Origin of the sequence: Cohnella phaseoli, from assembly GCF_003386235.1 — a bacterium.
GTDB lineage: Bacteria > Bacillota > Bacilli > Paenibacillales > Paenibacillaceae > Cohnella > Cohnella phaseoli.
The window spans coordinates 36153-55831 of the sequence record NZ_QRDZ01000042.1; the positions used below are offsets into that span (position 1 = coordinate 36153).

Below are 19679 nucleotides of genomic sequence, written 5' to 3' on the forward strand. Positions count from 1 at the left end.
TCGAAAGTCAAATGGATATTGTGGCAATATTGCATACACATCAATGTTTTATTCACAAAACGATCGGTCAATTACCATTGAACACGCATTCAAAAACCGAGGATCGTTTGCGCTCGCCCCATAGTATTCCCCGCTTGCCATCATTTCGAGTAACAACACGATGCGTGCAAAAAAAAAGATACATAAACCCGCGATAAGCGGGTTATGTATCCCTTCCAGCTGAAGATAAGACGCGTTGACGGTATTCTAGCGGGGTGACGCCGACGGTCTCCCGGAACACGCGGTTAAAATGCTTCGTGTTGTCGAACCCGGCCCGCTCGCCAATGTCCATCACCTTTAACTCCGTTGTTCCCAGTAGCTCCTTCGCTTTCTCAATGCGTATATTTTTCAAATATTGGACAAAGCTGACGCCGACGAAATCTTTAAACGCCTGACTGAAGTACGTATAGTTCAGCGATACATAGTTGGACACCATCGTCATGTTAAGGTCTTTGGCATAATTGGCGTGAATATATTCCAGCGCCCGATCCATATCCTTCCGGTCAACGTGGATCGATCTAAGATGACGGATAAAGTCGTTTAAGCCAAACAGCAGGTTTTGCACGCAGTGGATGTAATCCTGAATATGCGCAAAATTGTAAAGGCTGCCGGCCATCTTATACATCTTGATAATTTCGATCGAAGCATCTCCGTAAGTGCGGAACACCTGATCGAATATCGTTTCGTTCAATAGGCGGCCTACCTCTTCGAAATAGCCGATGTCCGCGCGGGCTAGCGCATCCGCCGCAAACAGCTCCTGAAGCAGCGCCTTCATCTCTTTGTCGCGATCCGTCCCCATCATATTGGCCAATCGTTCGATCGAGCCGGCCGGAACCGGGTAATCCCGCTCCCGAAGCGCCAATTGCTCGTATCGGATCAGCGCATCCCCGGATCGGCCCAGCAACAGCCGATATTTCAAGGCTTGCCGCGCTTCGTCGTATTTGATTCGCAGCTGGCCCAACCCGTCGCCTTTACAGCTAAGCCCCGCAAAGAAAGTTCCGGAGACACTCGAAGCCGAGGAAAGCTCTTGAATCATCCCGGTCAGCAGTTCCTCTCGCACAGCCAGAACAACAAGCCTCTCCCCCTTGTCTTCCAAGTAAAGATACGGCTCGTCTTTGCCGAAAGCAGTCAAGTACTCCATCCCTTTTATCACATTGCGCTGATGTCCCGACGTATCCAGAATGCCCACCAGGTAACCCGACTCAAAATCCTGAAGACCGGCTTCGCTTGCCAGCGCTGCCACTTCCTCCGAGCTTAGCTCGGGCGCCGACCAGATGTGTCTCAGCGAATTGATCTGCATCCCGCTGCGGTATTTGTCCGTCTCTCCTAACCGCCCGCGAAGTTCATCCCGCTCCAGCAGCTCGGAGTTGGCTTTGCCCAGCGCAGCGAACAGATCGTCGCGAACGATTGGCTTCAACAAATATTCTTTGACCTTATGCTTAATCGCTTCTTTGGCATATTGAAAATCGTCGTATCCGCTCAAGATCAGCAGCACCGGCGGGTTTCCCAGCTCCGCCATTCTTCGAATCAGCTCGATCCCATCCATATGCGGCATTCGAATATCGGTCAGCAAAATATCCGCCGGCTCCCGCTCATGCTCCTCCAAAGCTTGCCGACCGTCGGCCGCCAAACTAATCGAATAGGTGCCGGGATACTCCCGTTCGATCATCGCCTTAAGCCCAAGACGGATATTTTTTTCATCATCCGCGATCAGCAGCTTCCGCATTGGCCGTCAACCCTCCGTTCAAAATCAAGCATGGAATGCGAAGCGTAACGCGTGTGCAGACACCAGGCTCTCCGTCAATCCGCAGCCCGTATTCCCTGCCGAAATGCATCTGAAGCCGACTATGCACGTTCGCCAGTCCGATCCCATTACCCTTGCTCGCGTAATCCTTCGTCTCTCCCTCGGCAGTCCCCCGCTCGATGCGCGAATTCAGCTCCCGTACTCGCTCCGGGGCGATGCCGACACCGTCGTCGACAATCGAGATCAGCATCGCATCGGCCTCCTGCGCCGCATGGATTTGAATTGTCAATTCGGAGTCTCCCAGCCCGTGTTTAATCGCATTCTCGACAACGGGCTGAAGCGACATTTTGAGCAGCTCCAGGTTCAAGTACGACTCGGGAATATCCGTTACCAGAGTAATCCGATCGTCGAAGCGAATATTCGCAATACTTACGTAATTGCCGATATGAGTAAGTTCATCTCTAAGACGGACATATTCGCTGGTCCAGCGCATATTGTAGCGCATCATCCCGCCCAAAGAAGTGAGCGCATTGGAAATCTCTCTCTGATCGTTGATTTCCGCCATCATCTTGATGTTTTCCAGCGTATTGTACAGAAAATGCGAGTCGATCTGATTCTTCAGCGTAGCCAGCTCCGCTTCTTTGGCGGCGGCCTGCTTGTTGACCGCGTCGGCGATCAGCTCGTTGATTTTGCGCAGCATTTTGCGAAAATGGTGGGCCAGGTCGCCAACCTCGCCTCCGCCCCGGATATCCAGATCGATGCCGAAATCGCCTTGGCGCACCCTCTTCATAGAGTCGGTTAGCACATGCAGCTTTTTAAGAATAATGGAGTTTAAATAGTAAGTAGCAATCGCCAAAATGGCGAGCAACACGACATTGGCCCAAATGATCCGGTTGCGGGCGTCGTTAATGCCATCATATACGGGTTTAAGCGATGCCACCTTCAGCATATAGGCTTCTAGGGGCTGAATATAAGAATAGACGCCAAGGTAGGGCACGCCGCGCACCGTGAACTTAAAGCTGCCCTTCCCCTCTCCGTTCGACTTCAGCAGCGCAAATTGCTTCCTCAAAGCCTCATCGTCTACCCCGTTCGTCTCCAGAAAACGGTTTGCCGGATTGCGAATTATTTCCCCATCACGATCGACCATGACCATCTGGGATTGTTCGTCCTGAAGCGGGCTGAACGTATTCGGAAAAGAGTTCGTAAGCAGCATATCGATCTGCAAAATGCCGACATGCGTTCCCTGCGGATACTGAATCTCCCGGTAGAGCGACAATTTCGGATTAAAATCCTCCTCTAGCCCAGGCCGGCTGCGAATGAGCTCCCGGGTGGAGCGGCTGAACATCCATACATTCTGCTCATTCGCTTCCAGCACCGTCTCGTACCATGTATCCTGTTGAATTCGACTCTCGTGATACAGAACGGGAAGCATCTCATTCGTCGCCGGATTGCTTGCGTAAATGCGAATTCGTTCGATGCTCGGGTTGTTATACTGAATCCCGACAATATTTTGCAAGCTCTGACGGTTCAGTAAGAGAAGCTCCCACGCGCTTAACAGATTGGGGTCCAGCAAGTAGTCCTTGAGCTCCCGGTCCACCAAAGTCCGTTCCGCCGCCCGCTTCATCGTCTCCATATTATTTTTCAGGTTGATCTGCTCGATCTCCAGCGAATATTCGTGGTTTTTCTTAAGCTCCTCTACCGCATTGCCCGTCTGCCCTTTGAAAATATACATTGAAATCAGCAGACTCGGCAGCAACATGATCAAAATGTACGCAACAAGAAGCCTCTTCTGTAAAGTAAGCTGTTCCAGACGGAACGTAATTCTTTCCCATTTTCGCTTCCAGTAGCGCAGCATCTTCGTCACATCACTTTCACGGCATCGTGCACTTATTCTATCATGAGCGGCCATTTTTGCATCCGGAAATGTCCGAAAAACCCAGCATAACTGGGTTTTCCGGAACCGCTATCGCTTATTTCAGAAATTCTGCAAGCTTCTTCACGTTTTCCTCATACTTCGTCTGACGATAAGCCATCAGGTCCGCGAAGCCGGATTTATCGCGTTTGGCGATAAAGTCGTTAAACGTCTGGTCGAAGTCTGCTTCCGATTTGGCCAGCAGCAGCTTCGGCAGCGCCTTGCCCCATTCCGTGGCAATTTTCTTGGCATTGATGCCTTCCTTGGAAGTGGCAGGCGGGTTGATCAGGTCGTACTGCGAATAGCTCTCCGTCTTGCCCTTCGTCCAATCTTCCAGTTGCTTAAACGGCTCGACCGCAGGCGGTTGCCATTGCAATTGCATATTCGTGTCCATCAGCATCCAGAACGTGTGCGAAGCGCCATATTGCTTATCAAATGCGGAACGGTCCGTGTTCATTAGGCTCAGCGCTTCCGGCTTGAACTGGTCTTTGCCGTCGATCGTGTCGTAGGATACGCCTTTCTCGCCGAGATACATATCCTTCTGGCCTTCCTCGCTGATCAGGTAGCTCAGGAACTTGATGGCGCGCTCCTTGTCCTTAACGTTCTTGGAAATCAGCGTTACCGTCCAGCCGGAGATTGCAGGTCCGGCAAGCGTCGGAGCGTCCAGATTCGTATTCGCCGGGCCGTCAACCGCGATGTAGACGGAGTTCGGGTCGTTGGCGTACAGCACGTTCTGCTGGGCAGCGAAGTCCGTGCGTTGGTACAGCATGGCGAAGTAACGTCCTTGTGCGATTTTCTCTTCCATCTGTGCACGCTTGTCGACGAATATGTCTTTGGAGATCAAACCGTCTTGGTTGGCTTGACGGAACGTCTTCAACCAGCGAACGTATTCCGGATCGGTCAGACGGTCGTACAGCTTGCCTTCTTTTTCCCTTGGAAGCGCCAGGTAGTGAGACAAGTAGGACGAATCTTGACCAACGTCGAAGAACGAGTAGTTGCCGTCTTCGCCGAACTCGTGGAAGCCGATCGGAATAAGCGGTTGACCGTTCACTTCCGGGAATTTCTCCTTGGCCAGCTTCAGAGCGTTAAGGAAGCCTTCCGGCGTCCGCATGTCCGGGCTGCCGATCGCTTCGTACATATCTTTGCGAACGACGAACGTTTGGTTCGACGTAAACTGCGTGCCGAAATTTTTGAAATCCGCCGGAGATGAAGACGCATTCGGATACACGTACGTTTTGCCGTCTGGCTGTGCGTACCAGCTCAGTTTGGCGCCGTCGGCCACTTTGAAGAAGTACGGATCGTATTGATCGGCGAGATCGGTGAGCGATTCGACAAGGCCGCCCTCGACCATCTTCTTCACGCCTTCCTCCCACCAGCCAAGCGTAATGAAATCAGGCAGTTGGTTCGCCGCGATCATCGCGTTCAGCTTCTCGTTCTCGTTGCCGGCCGGGACGACCAGATTCAGACTGACGCCCGTTTTCTTCGTAATGTACTGCGACGTTGGATCAACGCCCCATTTGTTCGGAAACCAGGCGAAGTTCAAATACCAGTCGAAAGTAATCGGCGACGTGTCGGACTTCCAGCCTGCCTCATCCGCAGCCGGCTGCTCCGCACTGGCGCTCGGGCTTTCCGCGCTTGAAGCGGAGGGTTGGCTGGCGGACGCGCTCGGGCTGCTGCTAGCCTCCGGTTTGTTGTTGCCGCCCGAACAAGCGACGAGCGTACTCATAAGCGCTGCGACCATCGTTAAACTTAGCCACTTTTTCATCGTCATACCCCTTTGTTCGATAATGTATGAGATTCCCTCACGGGAAAGTAAAACCGCTTGTTAGCTTGAAGCAAACCTTAAACTCAGCCTTTAAGGGAGCCAATCATCAACCCCTTGACGAAGTAGCGCTGCAAGAACGGGTAAGCGACAATGATCGGAACGGTCGTAATAACCATGGTTGCCAGCTTGATCGACTGCGAGGTGACGGTTCGGTTGATTGCGCCCCCGGTCGCTCCGACAATCTGGTTGGAACTGGATTGCGCGATAACCCGGTACAGGAAAGTCTGAATCGGCTGCAAATATTCGCTGTTTGTATAGAGAACCCCGACAAAGTAGTCATTCCATTGCCAGACGCCGTGAAACAAGGCGATCGTAGCGACGACGGGCAGCGACACCGGAAGCACGATGCGCACGAAGATCGAGAAATCGTTGGCCCCGTCGATCTTGGCCGCCTCCTCCAGCCCGTCCGGAATTTCCCGGAAGAATGTCAGGAAAATAATCAGATCGAAGAAACTGAACATCGCCGGGTAGATGTACATCCCGAACGTATCGAGAAGCCCGAGATCCCGCATCCACAAGTAGTTGGGAATGAGCGGAGCGCTGAAGAACAGCGTGACCGTTCCCATTACCATATAAAGCTTGCGGAACATTAGCTCCTTACGGGAAAGAGCGTAGGCGACCATCGCAGTAAAGAAAACGTGAATTACCGTTCCGATCAGCGTCTTGGATACTGTAATGCCCATGGCGGTCATAATGCCCGCGTTGGAGAAGACGATCTCGTAATTTTCCAGACTGAACTGGCGTGGAATCCAGTAGATCAGACCACCTGTCATCGCATCCGTGCCGTCGTTAAACGAATTGACGAGCACGTACCAGATCGGATACATCGTCACGAAACAGATGATCAGCATCCCAACAACGTTCAGGCGGTCGAACCACAATTCTCCGCGTGTTCTACGGTCGCTCGTAAACATGATGTCTCACCGCCTTGACTAGAATAGGGAAGATTGATTCATTCTCTTCGAGAAGGAATTTGCAAGAAGCAGCAGGAAGAGAGCAATGAGGCCTTTGACCAACCCTACCGCGGCAGAATACGAGAACCGCCCTTGCTTGATGCCGATTTCATAGACATAGATGTCGATAACGCTGCTCATGCTTTCGTTCACCTGGTTTTTTAGCACGAGAATTTGATCGAAGTTCGAATTCAGAATGCTGCCGACTGACAAAATGAACAGAATCGAAATCGTGCCCTTAATGCTCGGGAGCGTGACGTACCACATTCTTTGGAACCTGCTGGCTCCGTCAATCGTGGCCGCTTCGTAAAGCTCCGGCGAGATGCTCGCAATGGCGGCGATATAGATGATGGCCGACCACCCAAACTCCTTCCATATATCCGACGCAATGACGATTCCCCAAAAATATTTAGGCTCGCTCAGATAGAAAACTGGCTCCTTAATCAATCCCAACCCCATCAGCAAGTCGTTGACGACGCCAACATCGGCTAGCCACGAGATCAGGATGCCTCCGAGAATAACCCAAGACAGGAAGTGCGGCAAGTACGTAATCGTCTGCACGATCCGGTTAAATCTCAGGGAGCGAAGCTCGTTCAAAAATAGGGCGAACACGATCGGAATCGGAAAACCGATAATCAGCTTCAGCAAGCTGATTCCGAGCGTATTACGGATCACCTGAAGCATCATGTCGTCCTCGAAGATCGCCTTGAAATGCTCCCAGCCGACCCATGGCGCGTTCTTGATGTCTCCGATGCCGATATACTGCTTAAATGCGATCACAATGCCGTACATCGGCGCGTAATGGAACAGGAGCATCCAAGCAACGCCGAGCAGCGCCATGACCTGCAAATACCGCTGGCCGTAAAATTTCCGCAGCAGACTCGTCCTTCTTCTGTTGTCAGGCTTCCGCATGGGGACTTGAACTTCCGCGTTAGCTTCCATAACGGCCACATCTCCTTGTAAGGTCGTTCAAAAAGTCCGGCTTTGATCACGAAGCAATTTCGAGAAGCGGATTCGACTTCGAATCTTGCATTCTGCCGGAACTTCCGGTACTCATGTAGGTTCTCCTACACTCCGTTCCTCAGATCCTGGCTTCATACAACCTTCTTGGTGCTGAAAACCGAACTTTTTGAACCTCTATTTGACACGGTCGTTCAAAAAGTCCGGTTTTGATCACGAAGCGCCCTTATACTCTCGCTTGTAAACACTTTCTTCCACGAGTATAAACAGTTCCCAGCAAAAGCATAAGGCTTCAAATTTCGTTAAAGGTTGCATTTTTTCAGGTAGGGCGTGTATGCATACTCCGAGGATAGTAGATTTTGCCGAATTTTCGTTCCATGCAAGGAACTTTTGTGAAGGCGTACCGGGGGTACGTCAAGCAAAAGTGACGAAGCAAGGGGCGAAAAGGCGGTGAAAGATACCTCTGAGCGGGTTTGCATACACGCCCTAGGGAGAATAAACGCATCGGTGCCGCTAAACGCCAAAAGAGCATGTCCCTTCCGGTATAAGAAGGAGCATGCCCTTTCGTTTGCCGATGGCTATTCGGTTGCCTGGCTCTAGGAAGCGTTCAGTCCGCTCGTTCCCTTCGCCTGGATTTTGCGTTTCTTGGCCGGAATGCGCATCAGAACCGTCGTGCCGACGCCTCGCCGGCTAAAGATGGAGACGCCGTACTCCGGACCGTATTGCAGCTTAATGCGCTGATCGATATTGCGGATGCCGTAGCCGGTCTCGCTCTCGCTCTCGTTTACGGGGTTGAGAATCTCCTCGATCTTCCGCATCGGCATCCCCATCCCGTCGTCGATGATCCGGTAATGGATTTCATCCTCTTCCTTGCGCGCGACGATCCGAATATGGATGCGATCTCCCGACCAGGCGTGCTTAAGCACATTCTCTATGAACGGTTGTAAAATAATCTTGATCGTCTCATAAGGCCACACAGCCGCATCGACGTCGAACAGCACCTCCAGACGACCGCCGTATTTGACCTTCTGAATGTCCAAATAGGCGTTGGCCTGCTCGATCTCGGAAGAGATCGGAATAAGCGTCCGTCCGGAATTAAGCGTCAGGCGATAAAACTTCCCGAGCTGGACGACCATCTTCTGCAGCTTCTCGTTCTCACCGAATTTGGCCAGGCGATTGATGGAGGATAGCGTATTGTACAGAAAATGCGGATTGATCTGCATTTGCAGCATTTCCAGCTCCGCTTCCTTCTTCTGCAGTTGAGCCAAATACACTTTGTTGATCAGCGCCCCGACATCCTCGCCCATTCCGTTCAAGGCTGTGGCTATCTGGGAAAACTCATCCTTGCCCCGGTACGCGATCCGCTTGTGCAAATCTCCTTCCCGGAACGCGTTAAGCACCGATACGAACTTGGTGATCCGCTTGGAGAAGTACCGGGAAATAAACACGCCGGCAAAGGTGAACAGGAAGAAGCAGAGCACGCAGATCCCAATAATGAACGTGGTGACCTTCTTCGCTTCCTGCGCGATAATCGTCACCGGGACGCGCGCGACAATCGTCCAGCCCTGACGCATTTTCTCCTTAATCTCAATGTAGCGATTGTCCTCCACCTCGGCTCCGGCCCCCGTCTCGAACTCGCCGGAGGCGTACATCACCTTGCCCGAAGAGTCTATGACGGTCAGCACGCTGCCTTCCCCGAGCTTCTCGAAGTCGACGCTCTCGAACAGCTCCTTCAAGGGTACGCTAAACCGCATCATCCCGAGCTCTTCCACCTTCAACGGATTCAACGTATCGACGAGTCGTCGAATCAGAGAGATGCCCTCTTCCTCCGCATCCTCCTCCACTTGCATCCATACCATCGTCAAACCGTATTTCTCATCCGGAAAATCGGTATACCAAGCCTTGTCCTTAATACGTTTCATGTGATAAATGTTATACGTCTGTTTCGGGTAAACCTCGTGTACCGTTTCATTATGCAAATAAATGTTCAAACGTTGGTTAAAACCGATCGATTTGGCTGCGTTCTCCAGCTTCGGGATAATGATTTGCCGCATCCGGTAATCGTTCTCCTTGCCGCTCTCCTTGCGACGCAAATATTCCACGAGATTGTAATCATCGTACAGGAGGGAAGAGATACGGGTCAGATCGTCGGTCTTATACGCGACATTATCCCTGATCTGCAGAACAGTCCCTTGAATGTTCATCCGGGTCTGCTTGCGCATCGACGAATCGTACATGGAATTGGAGACGTATCCGTTCACCGAGACGAGAATTACGATAAAGATCATATACGAGATCATCAGCTTGTATCCGATCGGAATATAGCCGAGTCTCTTTCTTGGCTTCGAACTGAGCATCGGCGGCGACCTCCATCATTGCTCCCGTTTGCGGTATTCGAGCGGCGTCATCCCGAATCTGTCCTTGAACTGCCTGCTGAAATACGGCAGATAACGATAGCCCACCTGGTCGGCCACCTCGTAAATTTTGATGCCCGGCTCCTTGAGCAGCTCGCACGCACGCTCCATTCTTAACTGCACGAGCAGTTCGTTAAAGGTTTGCCCGGACTTCTCCTTGATCAGAAAACCGAAATAACTCGGCGAGAACGGGAAATGCTTCGCGAAATCCTTCAGCGTAATATTCTCGCTCATCCGTTCCTTGATCATCTGAACGACGCTGCGCATGAACCTGCTGTTCGCGGAGTTGTTCTTCTGGTGCAGCTTCTCCGATATTTCGTAAACGCGGTGGATAAGCCAGGTGCGAATGTCGTTCACGGTTTCGAAATGCATCAACACGTCCAAATTATGCAGCTCGATATCGAGCAGCTCGAACAGATTCTCGTTCGCCTGGCTGAGCCGCTGTTCCAGATTCCAGACGATATAGTTGGACAGATTGAGCACCGTGAACCTGGAGCCCAGGCTCGACAGCGAATGGAACAGATTCTCGAATTCGTCGTAGATGCGAACGAGATTGTACTCCTGCATCGCCTTGAACAGCGCTTCCATACGAGAATCCAGCGTTCGGGCATCCAACATCTCGGGCTCGCGACGAACTTCTTCGTACTTGATAACCGTCCCTTTGCCCAGAAACATCTTGCCCTCCACCGCTTCAACCGCCTGCCGGTACGACGCTTGAAGCTCGGCCAGCGCGTTCACCGGCTCGCCGGCGCCGGTCGTTACGGAAATCGGCAGCCGCCTTCCAATCGATTCATATACCGACCGAATCCTCTTATCGAAACCGTCCTCCTCCAGCACCAGCGCGATTCTGGTCGTGCTCAGCTTGCAGTAGGGGGCGCTCCCCGCTCCCTTGAGCTCGGCATTGACCTGCTCCAGAAAGATTCGCGAAGTTTCCAACAGAGCGTTCGAAGACTCCGCATACTCCCACGCCAGCTTATCCATTTCCATGACGGCCACGCGCGCAGGCCAGATCAGCTTGTCTAGTCCGTATGCGGCCAATTGCTTCGTCCAATCCCCGCCGGCCTCCCCGACATCCCCTTCGAACAGACTTACGAGCAGGTTGCTCTTGGCGATCGGAATCATTCTTTGATAAGACTCCTCGACCTCCCGCTGTTTGCCGGCCTCCTCCAGATCATGCTTTACTTTCTTCAAAGTTGCGACCAGCTCGGCGTCCTCCATCGGCTTCAGCACGTAATTGTACGCCTTCAGCGACAAAGCTTGTTGCACGTAGCTGAACTCCTGGTACCCGCTGACGAAAATAACGCGAAGATCCGGCGACGACTCCAGCGCCGATCTGGCTAGTTCCAGCCCCGACATATAGGGCATATTGACATCGCTTACGAGAATATCGATTGGGCGGCTCTCGATGATTTCTTTGGCGGACAAGGCGTTGTTGGCGGCTCCGGCCACCTCCATCCCGAGCTCCTCCCAAGGGATAAATCTCTGCATTCCTTCGAGGTCCAGTTCCTCATCATCCACCAGCAGAACTTGATACATAAGCGCGCTCCCTTCATCGTTCGTCATCCCTTACATTCCGATAGGGATGGCCTTACCGGCTTCATCGCTTACTCTCCTTCAAGCTTGTGCAAATTCTCATGCCACTTGTCCGTAATATATAGGAGATAAGTTTGAAATCCGTTCTCCATCGACAGTTCATGCGCATTATCGAGAATTTTTTCCACCTCCGTATCCGATAAGGCAAATACGGAATCGGCCCGGGCCTTCAGCCAAATTTCCCTGACTTTCCGATGAATGTCCCCCTCTTTCGTATCGGGCATCGGATGGAGGTTGATAAACGGGGTGGCGTCTCCTTGGGAATCCCATGTAATCTTCTTCTGCCAGTACGTGGCCCAATTCTGCTTTTCCTCCGGGAGCGCCTCTTCAAATTTGATCTTCGTCTGGTCAAGAAATTTCGTATTGCCGACCCAGATCATATCTCCGGATACGGATTGAATTTTGGCGAGCCCTTCCGGGTCTTCGCTGTATTTGGTCGTAAAGTTGGGCGTTTCGCCGTCCTCCTTAAATCCGTCCCAATATCCGTCCGGCCCCGGAGGCCCCCACAATTGCACGGATGACCCTTCCGGGCCCGTCATCCAGTCCAGCATCGCGAAAATCGCCTCGGGATTCGCCGCGCTTGTCGTAATCGCGGACACGTTCCAGCCAAGCACATTGTACGTTCCCGGATAAATCTTGCTTTTGTCCAGCCCGCTCCGGTAGATCGGTTCGATAAAAAAATAACCGTTATCGGGATCGTTGGCGGAAAGCTCCGTATGAGCCGGCATGGCCAGCTTCACTGGATCGGCGCCGGCATACACCGCCACGCGACCGCTCATCAGCTTCTCGGCAACCTGATCCTCCGTCTGGGTGAACGCGTCCTGCGTCATTAGTCCCTCCCTCATCAACCTGGCGGCATACTTGACGGACTCGCGAAAACCTTTGTCCTTGTAGATCGAAGTCATTTGGTCGCTGTCCACGTCTACAACCGCATAATAGCGGGTGAAGCTGAAATTATCCTCCTTAAAAGCCGAGAACAATTGGTCGATGCCGTGCCCCTCCTGGGCCAGCCCCGATTCGAACGGCACGACGTCCGGATACCTCTCCTTTACCCGCTGCAAGTATAAATACAGATCGTCGGTCGTTTCCAACTGCGGCGAGCCTAGCTCCATGTAAATTTTCTTATTGACCACATACCCCGCATTGCCATACGCTCGATCCGAATAGTAGTTGGGAAAATAGTAGATTTTGCCGTCTGGCGAGCGCAGCAAATTCAAAACTTTCGAGCCCGCCCACGTCCGCAAATTCGGGTATTTCTCAATGTAATCGTCCAACGGCACGAGCAGACCGGCCTGACGGAGCCGATCCAGATCGACGTCTCGTTGACCCCAGATCAAATCCGGAAGCTTCCTGCCTGCGATCATCTTCTGCAGCTTCGATGGGCTGTTCCCTTCCACGCTGATCGGCTGGATATGGATTTTCTTGTTCTCCATAATCCATTTCGAGGAAGGATCTCCCCCCCACTTCGGCATATTGTAGTAGCTGTAATGGGCGTAGAAGGATACGTTAAGCGGCTCCTTCCCGAGCTCGTACACGTCGTTTCGGTTCCACTCGACCGACGGTTCCACTAGCTCCGAGGGCTCGGATGAATTCGGCGGCTCGGATACGAGCTGCGTATCGCAAGCCGCCAACGAAAGAGTAAGCAGCAACACCCCGGTCTTCCGAACAAACTTCCACATACCGTTTCCCCCTTAAATAGCGGCATATGTATGGGGAAGGATTTTCCCCCTGAGATTACCTGCTATTCTATAGCATAACAGAAATAGAGGTGCTCTCGAGGGGGTAAATTCCATCCTCGAGGGCACCTCTTCTCTACTTTAAAGCCGATTTAAGCGAATCTGTAATATAGCAGCACGAACGTTGCCAGCACGAGCAAAAAATTGAGCGCCACGAACACGATTCTTTCGAGCTTGGTCTTATGCATTTCTACAGGAGGCTTATAGAAGCTGACCCCCTCGATAATAAACAGCACCAGTACGATGTGAATCATAAAATGGCCGACGATTTCAACGTAGCCGAACAGCATCGTTGTCATAATGAAGATCAGCGTCAGCACGATCGACAGCAGCCGGTTCAAAATGCCGACGACAAGCAGGTAGCCGACGACAAATTCGATGAATGCGGCCAAAACGACGAACACCGCCGGGTCGAAACCAAAAGTCGGCACATGGTGGTTCTCGATAATGTCGAGACTCATCGTTGGATAAATCCATTTCTCGACAGCTACCCAGCACAAGGACAGCCCCGTACCCAAATAAAGCAGCGGAAAAGACCACTTCTGCAGCGGCGTGCGGTAGAACCCAATCGCGGCCGCGATCGCCAAGTAAAAACCGTAATCGAGCATATGGAACAAGCCGTACTCGGCCACGTAGTAGACGTACAATCCGATCAGGATAGCGGAAGCAAGCTTACTTGGCAGATGATGCGGAATCAGCAGGAGCGCAATTGTCGCCCAGGCCGCCACCTTCACCGCCCCTTCCGGAGAAGCGAATTCGGGAGCAAACAAGCCTCCCTCCAGAAGCGCCCACAGCAGAGCTGCCGCCGTGCCGTACTGTAATATAGAAAAGGACCACGGCCTCAGCTTCTCGGCCCCTTGATCCAGCTTGCCAAGCGCGGAAACTTTCATAATCGAAGGCAGCAGCTGCGTCAACGCGGCCAGCAGCAGAGCCACCGCCAGCGCCGTCCCCGCAAATACGGGAGACAGGACATTGTCCAACGTTTCCTTAACCGGAGCGATGTCTGTAAACCATTTCACGTGCGCGTAATTAATCATCGATCGCATTCTCCTTAACGGGATCGCCCCAAAGCTGCTCGCCAACAAATTTGACATTTGTTAACCATTATAATATAATACATATTTGTAGAAGTTGTAACCCTCTGATTTTCTGCGTAATGGGAATTTTCCTCCGTTTACCCACACACACACATTCCTTTATTTCATCTTTAAGTTAAGACGGCTGCTGGAAGGAAGCACGGATTCTCACTGGCGCGGTCAAGGAACCGCAAGAACGGTAGAGAGGTAGGGCTATCGTTGTTTTCGTGAATGTGAATCAGAATGTCGCGCGGTTGCGCTTCAATATTAAAGACGGCGAATTCGCCGTCTTTGTCCATTTTCAGGGTGGAAAACCTGAGCATAATAAAGAGGCTGCCCTCCAAGCGCTGCGAGTTGTCGCAGGAGCGAACGCTCCTATGACAATCGGCATGGGGGCAGCCTTGTTCAGTTGTAGCGTATTAGTGTCCGACGATAATCGGAACTTCCACATTGTCCGTGGAATGGCCTTCCTGCTTTTTCGGCTTACGCAGCAGTAATCCTAGCGCCGCGCCCGAAACGGCCACGAAAATAAGAATAAAGAACGTGTGCCCGAAGGCGTCGGCGAAGATCGGCAGATCCGGAGCCGGCTTCTGCTGCTCCACCATCAAGTCTTGCATTCTCGTCGTCGAGATTGTCGTGAGCACGGCAACTGCGAACGACATCATCACCTGCTGCGCCGCATTCGTCAAGGACGTTACGCGGCCGACAAGGTTCAGCGGAGCGGATTGAATCAGATGCGTATTGAGCGGCATCATGAACATCCCCATCCCCGCGCCGAGCAAGCCCAGCGGCAGCATGATGGCCAGCTTGCCGTCATCCGCCGAGATGTTGGACAGCAGGAAAGCCGCGAACGTCGTGAGCGTCATGCCGATAATAACGAGCGGGCGAGCGCCGAAACGGTCGAACAGCTTACCGCCGATCGGCATGAACAATCCGGAAGCGAGCGCCTGCGGCAGCATCATCAGACCGGATTCCATCGGCGAGTATCCTTTGGCCTGCTGCAGGAACAGCGGCACGAGGAACAGCGTTCCGAACAACGCAATCTGCGACACCCATTGCACGATAATGCCTTTCGTAAAGCTGCCGGAGCGGAAAACGCGAAGCTCCAACAACGGATTCTGCTTGCGCAGCTCGGCGATGACGAACAGGATAAGCGCGACCACGCCGACGCCGATTCCGATCATGGTCGGCAGCTCTGTCCAAGTAGACTGCCCTGTCGCCGGATCGATGCCTCCCTCGGATACGCCGTAGACGAGCGCAGCGAAAGCGAGCGGCCCGAGAATCATGCCGAGCCTGTCAAGCGAAGCCACCGACTGACCCGCGATATTCGGCAGCGTGCGGATGCCGAGAATTATTCCGATCACGCCGATCGGCAAGTTGATCAAGAAAATCCAATCCCAGCTATAGTATTCCACGAACCAGCCGGCCAGTACGGGGCCGAGAGCGGGAGCGAGCAGAATCGGAACGCCCATCATGCCCATTACCGCTCCGACCTTGCTTGGAGGAGCGAGACGGTACACGAACGCCATCGAGATCGGCACGACTACGCCGCCGCCGATTCCCTGAACAATCCGAAACGCAATCAACAGCTCCACGCTTGTCGCCAACGCGCACAGCAACGAGCCGATCGTGAACAGCCCGATCGAGATGAGGAACACCCGCTTCGCGCCGAAGCGGTCCGACAACCAGCCTGCCAACGGAATGACCGCCGCCTGCGCAAGCGCGTAACCGATGACCGTCCACTGCACTAGCGTAAGGTTGGGCAAGTTAAACTCCGCTTGAAGCTTAGGCAGCGCGACGTTAACGGCCGTTCCGTCCAAAATAACCATGAAAATTCCGATGATGATCGCAACCAACGGTCCAAGAATACTGCGCATCGATATCGCGTTATCCTCTGATACCTGCGCTTTTGGGGCTGACATATATAACCTCCTATCCGAATGGAGAGGCTTCCCTTGCGCGATCTCTCTCTTCCATTGACCGCCGCAAAACACAACGGTACAATAGAATCATCTGGACGCTGCAATGAGAACCCGCGTTTTAAGCGGACAATTGTCCGCTTCAATTCGATGTTACCGGACAATTGTCCGGATGTCAACATGTGGCAAGCGAACTTTATTTGATGGATAATTGCGAGGTGACGCATCGTGTCCGTTCGGCAGGAACGCAGAGAACGCAGAGACGCGGTCGAGAATCGTCAGCTTATTCTTCAGACCGCGCATGACCTGTTTAACGAATATGGCGTACAGCCAGTCAGCATGCATCAGATTGCCAAGACGGCGGGGATCGGACAGGCGACCCTCTATCGGAAGTACGCCCATAAGGGCGATCTCTGTCTGGATATGCTGCATGAATACGGCAACAGGCTGATGGACGAGATCGAACGATATTTGGAAAATAATCGCGAAGCTCCAGCCTGGGAACGGCTATGGGGCATTTTGAGCTACTGGATCGATGCGATCGAAAGCAAAGCGGAGCTGCTTATCGAGACCGAAACGAAAATGAATTGCAACGACGATCGAGGGAACTTCTTTCACTCGCCGATGTATCGATTCTCGCGGGAGAAGATTGCGAAGCTGCTGTCCGAGATCGCGACTGAAGAGGCGATATCGGATTTCGACGCCGATCTTGCGGCCCATGCGATCATTTGCTCCATGTCTCCCGTAGGCTACTTTCAAATCAAAAAAGAACGGGGCTACACTCGCGAACAGATTAAAGAGCACTATCGCAAGCTGTGCCATCTTGCGGCACAAACGTCCTTCATCCGGCAATAGGCTTAGTTAGCGCTCGCCCCATGCAAAAGGTCGAACTCGGGCAGAAACGAATTTCTGCCGAAGTTCGACCTTTTTCCTTGGTTAGGCCCCGAAGGTTCCCTTCTGACGCTCGCGCGCCAGCTTTGCTTTCCGTTCGACCAGAATAATGGCCGCCGTCACCACTTCAACAACGAAGATCGCTCCCAGCACGTCCATAATGACATGTTGTTTCACGAATAAGGTGGACATAATGATAAGGCTGGACATCCCGGTAATGAGCGTTAAATTCCATTTGTTGCGGAACGAGCTCGTCCAGATAGCCCTCATGACCATGTAGCTGGAGAAGCAATGGATGCTTGGAAAGCAGTTATAGGGCTGATCCCGATTGTAAATGTACCGCATCAGCCAGGAGAACGGATCGTCTCCGATAACGGGAGGACGAGCAACCGTCGTCTGGAATACCGAATAAATCAAGTAGCACAGCAGCGCGCAAATCGCGTAGGTCATCAGGTTGCGGTAGTATACGCTAATATCCTTTTTGAAGAAATAGAACAGACAGACATAGATGTAAAAAATCCAAACCGAGTAAGGCAGCGCAAACCATTTAAGGTAAGGAATGGCCTCGTCCGCCGCCATCGCCAAGCTGTACACTTCCTGATTTTCGATGTTGTTCGTTAACGCGTACATCCAGCCCAGAACGGGAAACATCAGCATCAGCAGCAACGGCGAGTACTTTCTCCAATTCATGCTTTTAAGGTTCACGCACTAACCCCCCATTTTATATCTATAGCGCCAACCGTTTATTCATGCTTCGGCAAATGACTGACATAGCTGTTCGAAAGCCGCAAAAGCTCCAACGCACGATCATATTCATCTTGCGTAGAATCTGTTCCGGTCGGCTCGGCGCCGTCAAACGGATAGCTGACTCCGTCCTCGTAGCCGATTCCCGGCACAAAAATGCCCTTGCCGTTTACGAACGATCCCGAAGGCAAATAATATCTTTGCGGCAGTACGTTTTCCGTATTGTTCAGCAGATCCTGACCGAAATGAATATGGCCTTTAAGCGAAACGCCGAGAAGATTGGCAAGCGTCGGGAAGATGTCCGCTTGTCCGCCCGTCTGCGGGAACGTTTGCGGGTCGGTCACATTAGGGGACGCGACGATCAGCGGAATATTAAGCATCTCGGTAAATTGATATTCGTGACCGTAAATTTCCGTCATTAGTTTTTTCTCATGATCGGTAAGCGAGTAGATCGGCAGTCCGAGATGGTCTCCGTATATGACCAGCACCGTATTATCCCAGAGTCCTTGCTGCTTCAGTCTCTCGATGAACTGCCCCAGGGCGTAATCCGTATAATTCTGAGCTTGAATGTAATGGCCGACGAGCGTGTCGCGATAACGCTCCGGAAGCTCGAAGCGGACTTTGCGCTCCGGGATGTTGAACGGATGGTGAGAAGACATAGAAATGATCTGCGCGTAAAAAGGCTTGCCCGTCTGGCTCATCTTCAGCAGCTCGTCAGTCGTCTTCTCGTACAGCACTTCATCCGAAGGACCGAAAAACACAATATCGTCGTCTCCAAAAAACTCGGCATCGTAATAACGCTGGAATCCAAGCCCTTTGTACAGCTCCTTGCGGTTCCAGAATTGCACGTCGTTCGTATGGAACGTGGCCGTCTGATAGCCGTGCTCGGCAAGCTTCTTGGGCATGCTCGGCAAATCCAGGCTGCCGTACTCCTGCGCAGCCGCCCCGTATTGGGGAATATAGAAGGAGGTGTTGACGACGAATTCCGCATCCGACGTATTTCCTTGCCCGACCTGCTGGTAAAAGTGCGAGAAATAGAAATTCTCTCTCGCAAGCTTGTTCATGACAGGCGTAACTTCTTTTCCGTCGATTTTGCGGTCGATCAGGAAATTCTGGAACGCCTCAAGCTGAAGCACGATTACGTTTTTCCCTTTTGCCGCTCCCCAATAGAGCGGCGTAGCCGGTTCGTTGACGCCTTTAAGCGCGGCAATCGTCTCCTCCGTCACCTTGTCCGGAGCTTCGATCTCCTGCGTGGCGCTAGCGATAACCGCATAAGCTTCGTAATTCAAAATGCCCATGTTCTCGGCTTGCTTCAGCTCGTTGATGCTGTCGCTGTGCGTCCATACCGTCGAGACGCTGCCGATCAACGAAACGGCGAACACCGCCGAGACCAGCGCGCTGCGTTCCCTGATCGCCAATGATTTGGCCCAGCCTCTGAACCTGCGGTTCATGTACAGCAGCAAGAACACGACAATATCGGTATAAATGAACAGGAAGTAAGGATGCATCAAGGAGAAGACGCTTCCCTTCACTTCCGTCACCTGATTGACTTGTTGAAGTGCGTGATAGGTCACGATAACGCCGAAGTACTTGTAGTACATAATTACGGCGAAGTAGATCGACGTGACGAAAATGTTCACCGTCAAGTAGACGCCCAGCTTCCGCTTCGGCGCAAACCATTCGATCAAGCAAAACAGCACCCACACCGACGGTATCCCCGTCGCCAGCTGCAGCCAGATCGAAGCCCCGTCGAATACGACAAGCCGAGCCAGAAGAATTTTGAGCACCATAATGAGAGAGAAGAACACGAATGGCTTGGACAGCCAGCCTCTCCATTTGGAAGCTTCCATTTCCGTTCACCCCCGAACCCTAC

Annotated in this window: 13 protein-coding genes; 1 reads left to right on the plus strand and 12 read right to left on the minus strand. The window is 52.4% G+C overall.

All coding sequences use genetic code 11. The annotated features are described in order from the left end of the window. Positions 1–202 precede the first annotated feature (202 nt). The 10 genes from DFP98_RS34155 to DFP98_RS34205 form a co-directional block, all read right to left on the minus strand. A complete protein-coding gene (locus tag DFP98_RS34155; protein ID WP_116065115.1) occupies positions 203–1765 on the minus strand; it encodes a response regulator in 1563 nt (520 codons plus the stop codon). Then, on the minus strand, positions 1740–3638 hold the full coding sequence (locus DFP98_RS34160; RefSeq protein WP_181918120.1) for a sensor histidine kinase: 1899 nt from the start codon (positions 3636–3638) through the stop codon (positions 1740–1742). Before DFP98_RS34160 ends, DFP98_RS34155 begins: the two co-directional genes overlap by 26 nt. Before the next feature lie 115 nt (positions 3639–3753). Beyond that, entirely contained in the window at positions 3754–5460 is a 1707-nt protein-coding gene (locus tag DFP98_RS34165; protein WP_425455571.1) for a type 2 periplasmic-binding domain-containing protein, read from the minus strand. An 83-nt stretch (positions 5461–5543) separates the two neighbouring features. Beyond that, positions 5544–6434 (minus strand): carbohydrate ABC transporter permease, encoded by an 891-nt coding sequence (locus DFP98_RS34170; protein WP_116065118.1) that lies wholly within the window; start codon positions 6432–6434, stop codon positions 5544–5546. 18 nt (positions 6435–6452) lie between these two features. Continuing rightward, positions 6453–7385: an ABC transporter permease gene (locus tag DFP98_RS34175; protein WP_246017029.1), complete on the minus strand. Its 933-nt coding sequence runs from the start codon at positions 7383–7385 to the stop codon at positions 6453–6455. 644 nt (positions 7386–8029) lie between these two features. Beyond that, on the minus strand, positions 8030–9790 hold the full coding sequence (locus DFP98_RS34180) for a cache domain-containing sensor histidine kinase (RefSeq protein WP_246017011.1): 1761 nt from the start codon (positions 9788–9790) through the stop codon (positions 8030–8032). A 15-nt stretch (positions 9791–9805) separates the two neighbouring features. Continuing rightward, positions 9806–11383, minus strand: a complete 1578-nt coding sequence (locus DFP98_RS34185) for a response regulator (protein WP_116065151.1) — start codon at positions 11381–11383, stop codon at positions 9806–9808. Between the two features lie 68 nt (positions 11384–11451). Next, positions 11452–13119 carry an extracellular solute-binding protein gene (locus DFP98_RS34190; RefSeq protein ID WP_116065120.1) on the minus strand — a complete coding sequence of 556 codons (1668 nt, stop codon included), beginning with the start codon at positions 13117–13119 and terminating at the stop codon, positions 11452–11454. A 149-nt stretch (positions 13120–13268) separates the two neighbouring features. Next, on the minus strand, positions 13269–14213 hold the full coding sequence (locus DFP98_RS34195) for a DoxX family membrane protein (protein ID WP_181918121.1): 945 nt from the start codon (positions 14211–14213) through the stop codon (positions 13269–13271). A gap of 458 nt (positions 14214–14671) precedes the next feature. After that, positions 14672–16174, minus strand: a complete 1503-nt coding sequence (locus DFP98_RS34205) for an MDR family MFS transporter (RefSeq protein WP_116065123.1) — start codon at positions 16172–16174, stop codon at positions 14672–14674. Positions 16175–16399: 225 nt separating this feature from the next. On the opposite strand from DFP98_RS34205, the gene DFP98_RS34210 reads away from it, so the two are divergent. After that, the gene (locus DFP98_RS34210; protein ID WP_181918122.1) at positions 16400–17026 is read left to right on the plus strand and encodes a TetR/AcrR family transcriptional regulator; all 627 of its coding nucleotides are present in this window, start codon (positions 16400–16402) and stop codon (positions 17024–17026) included. 81 nt (positions 17027–17107) lie between these two features. On the opposite strand, the gene DFP98_RS34215 is transcribed toward DFP98_RS34210, so the two are convergent. Then, a complete protein-coding gene (locus tag DFP98_RS34215) occupies positions 17108–17767 on the minus strand; it encodes a phosphatase PAP2 family protein (RefSeq protein ID WP_116065125.1) in 660 nt (219 codons plus the stop codon). A 38-nt stretch (positions 17768–17805) separates the two neighbouring features. After that, a complete protein-coding gene (locus DFP98_RS34220; RefSeq protein WP_116065126.1) occupies positions 17806–19656 on the minus strand; it encodes an LTA synthase family protein in 1851 nt (616 codons plus the stop codon). Positions 19657–19679: the final 23 nt, after the last annotated feature.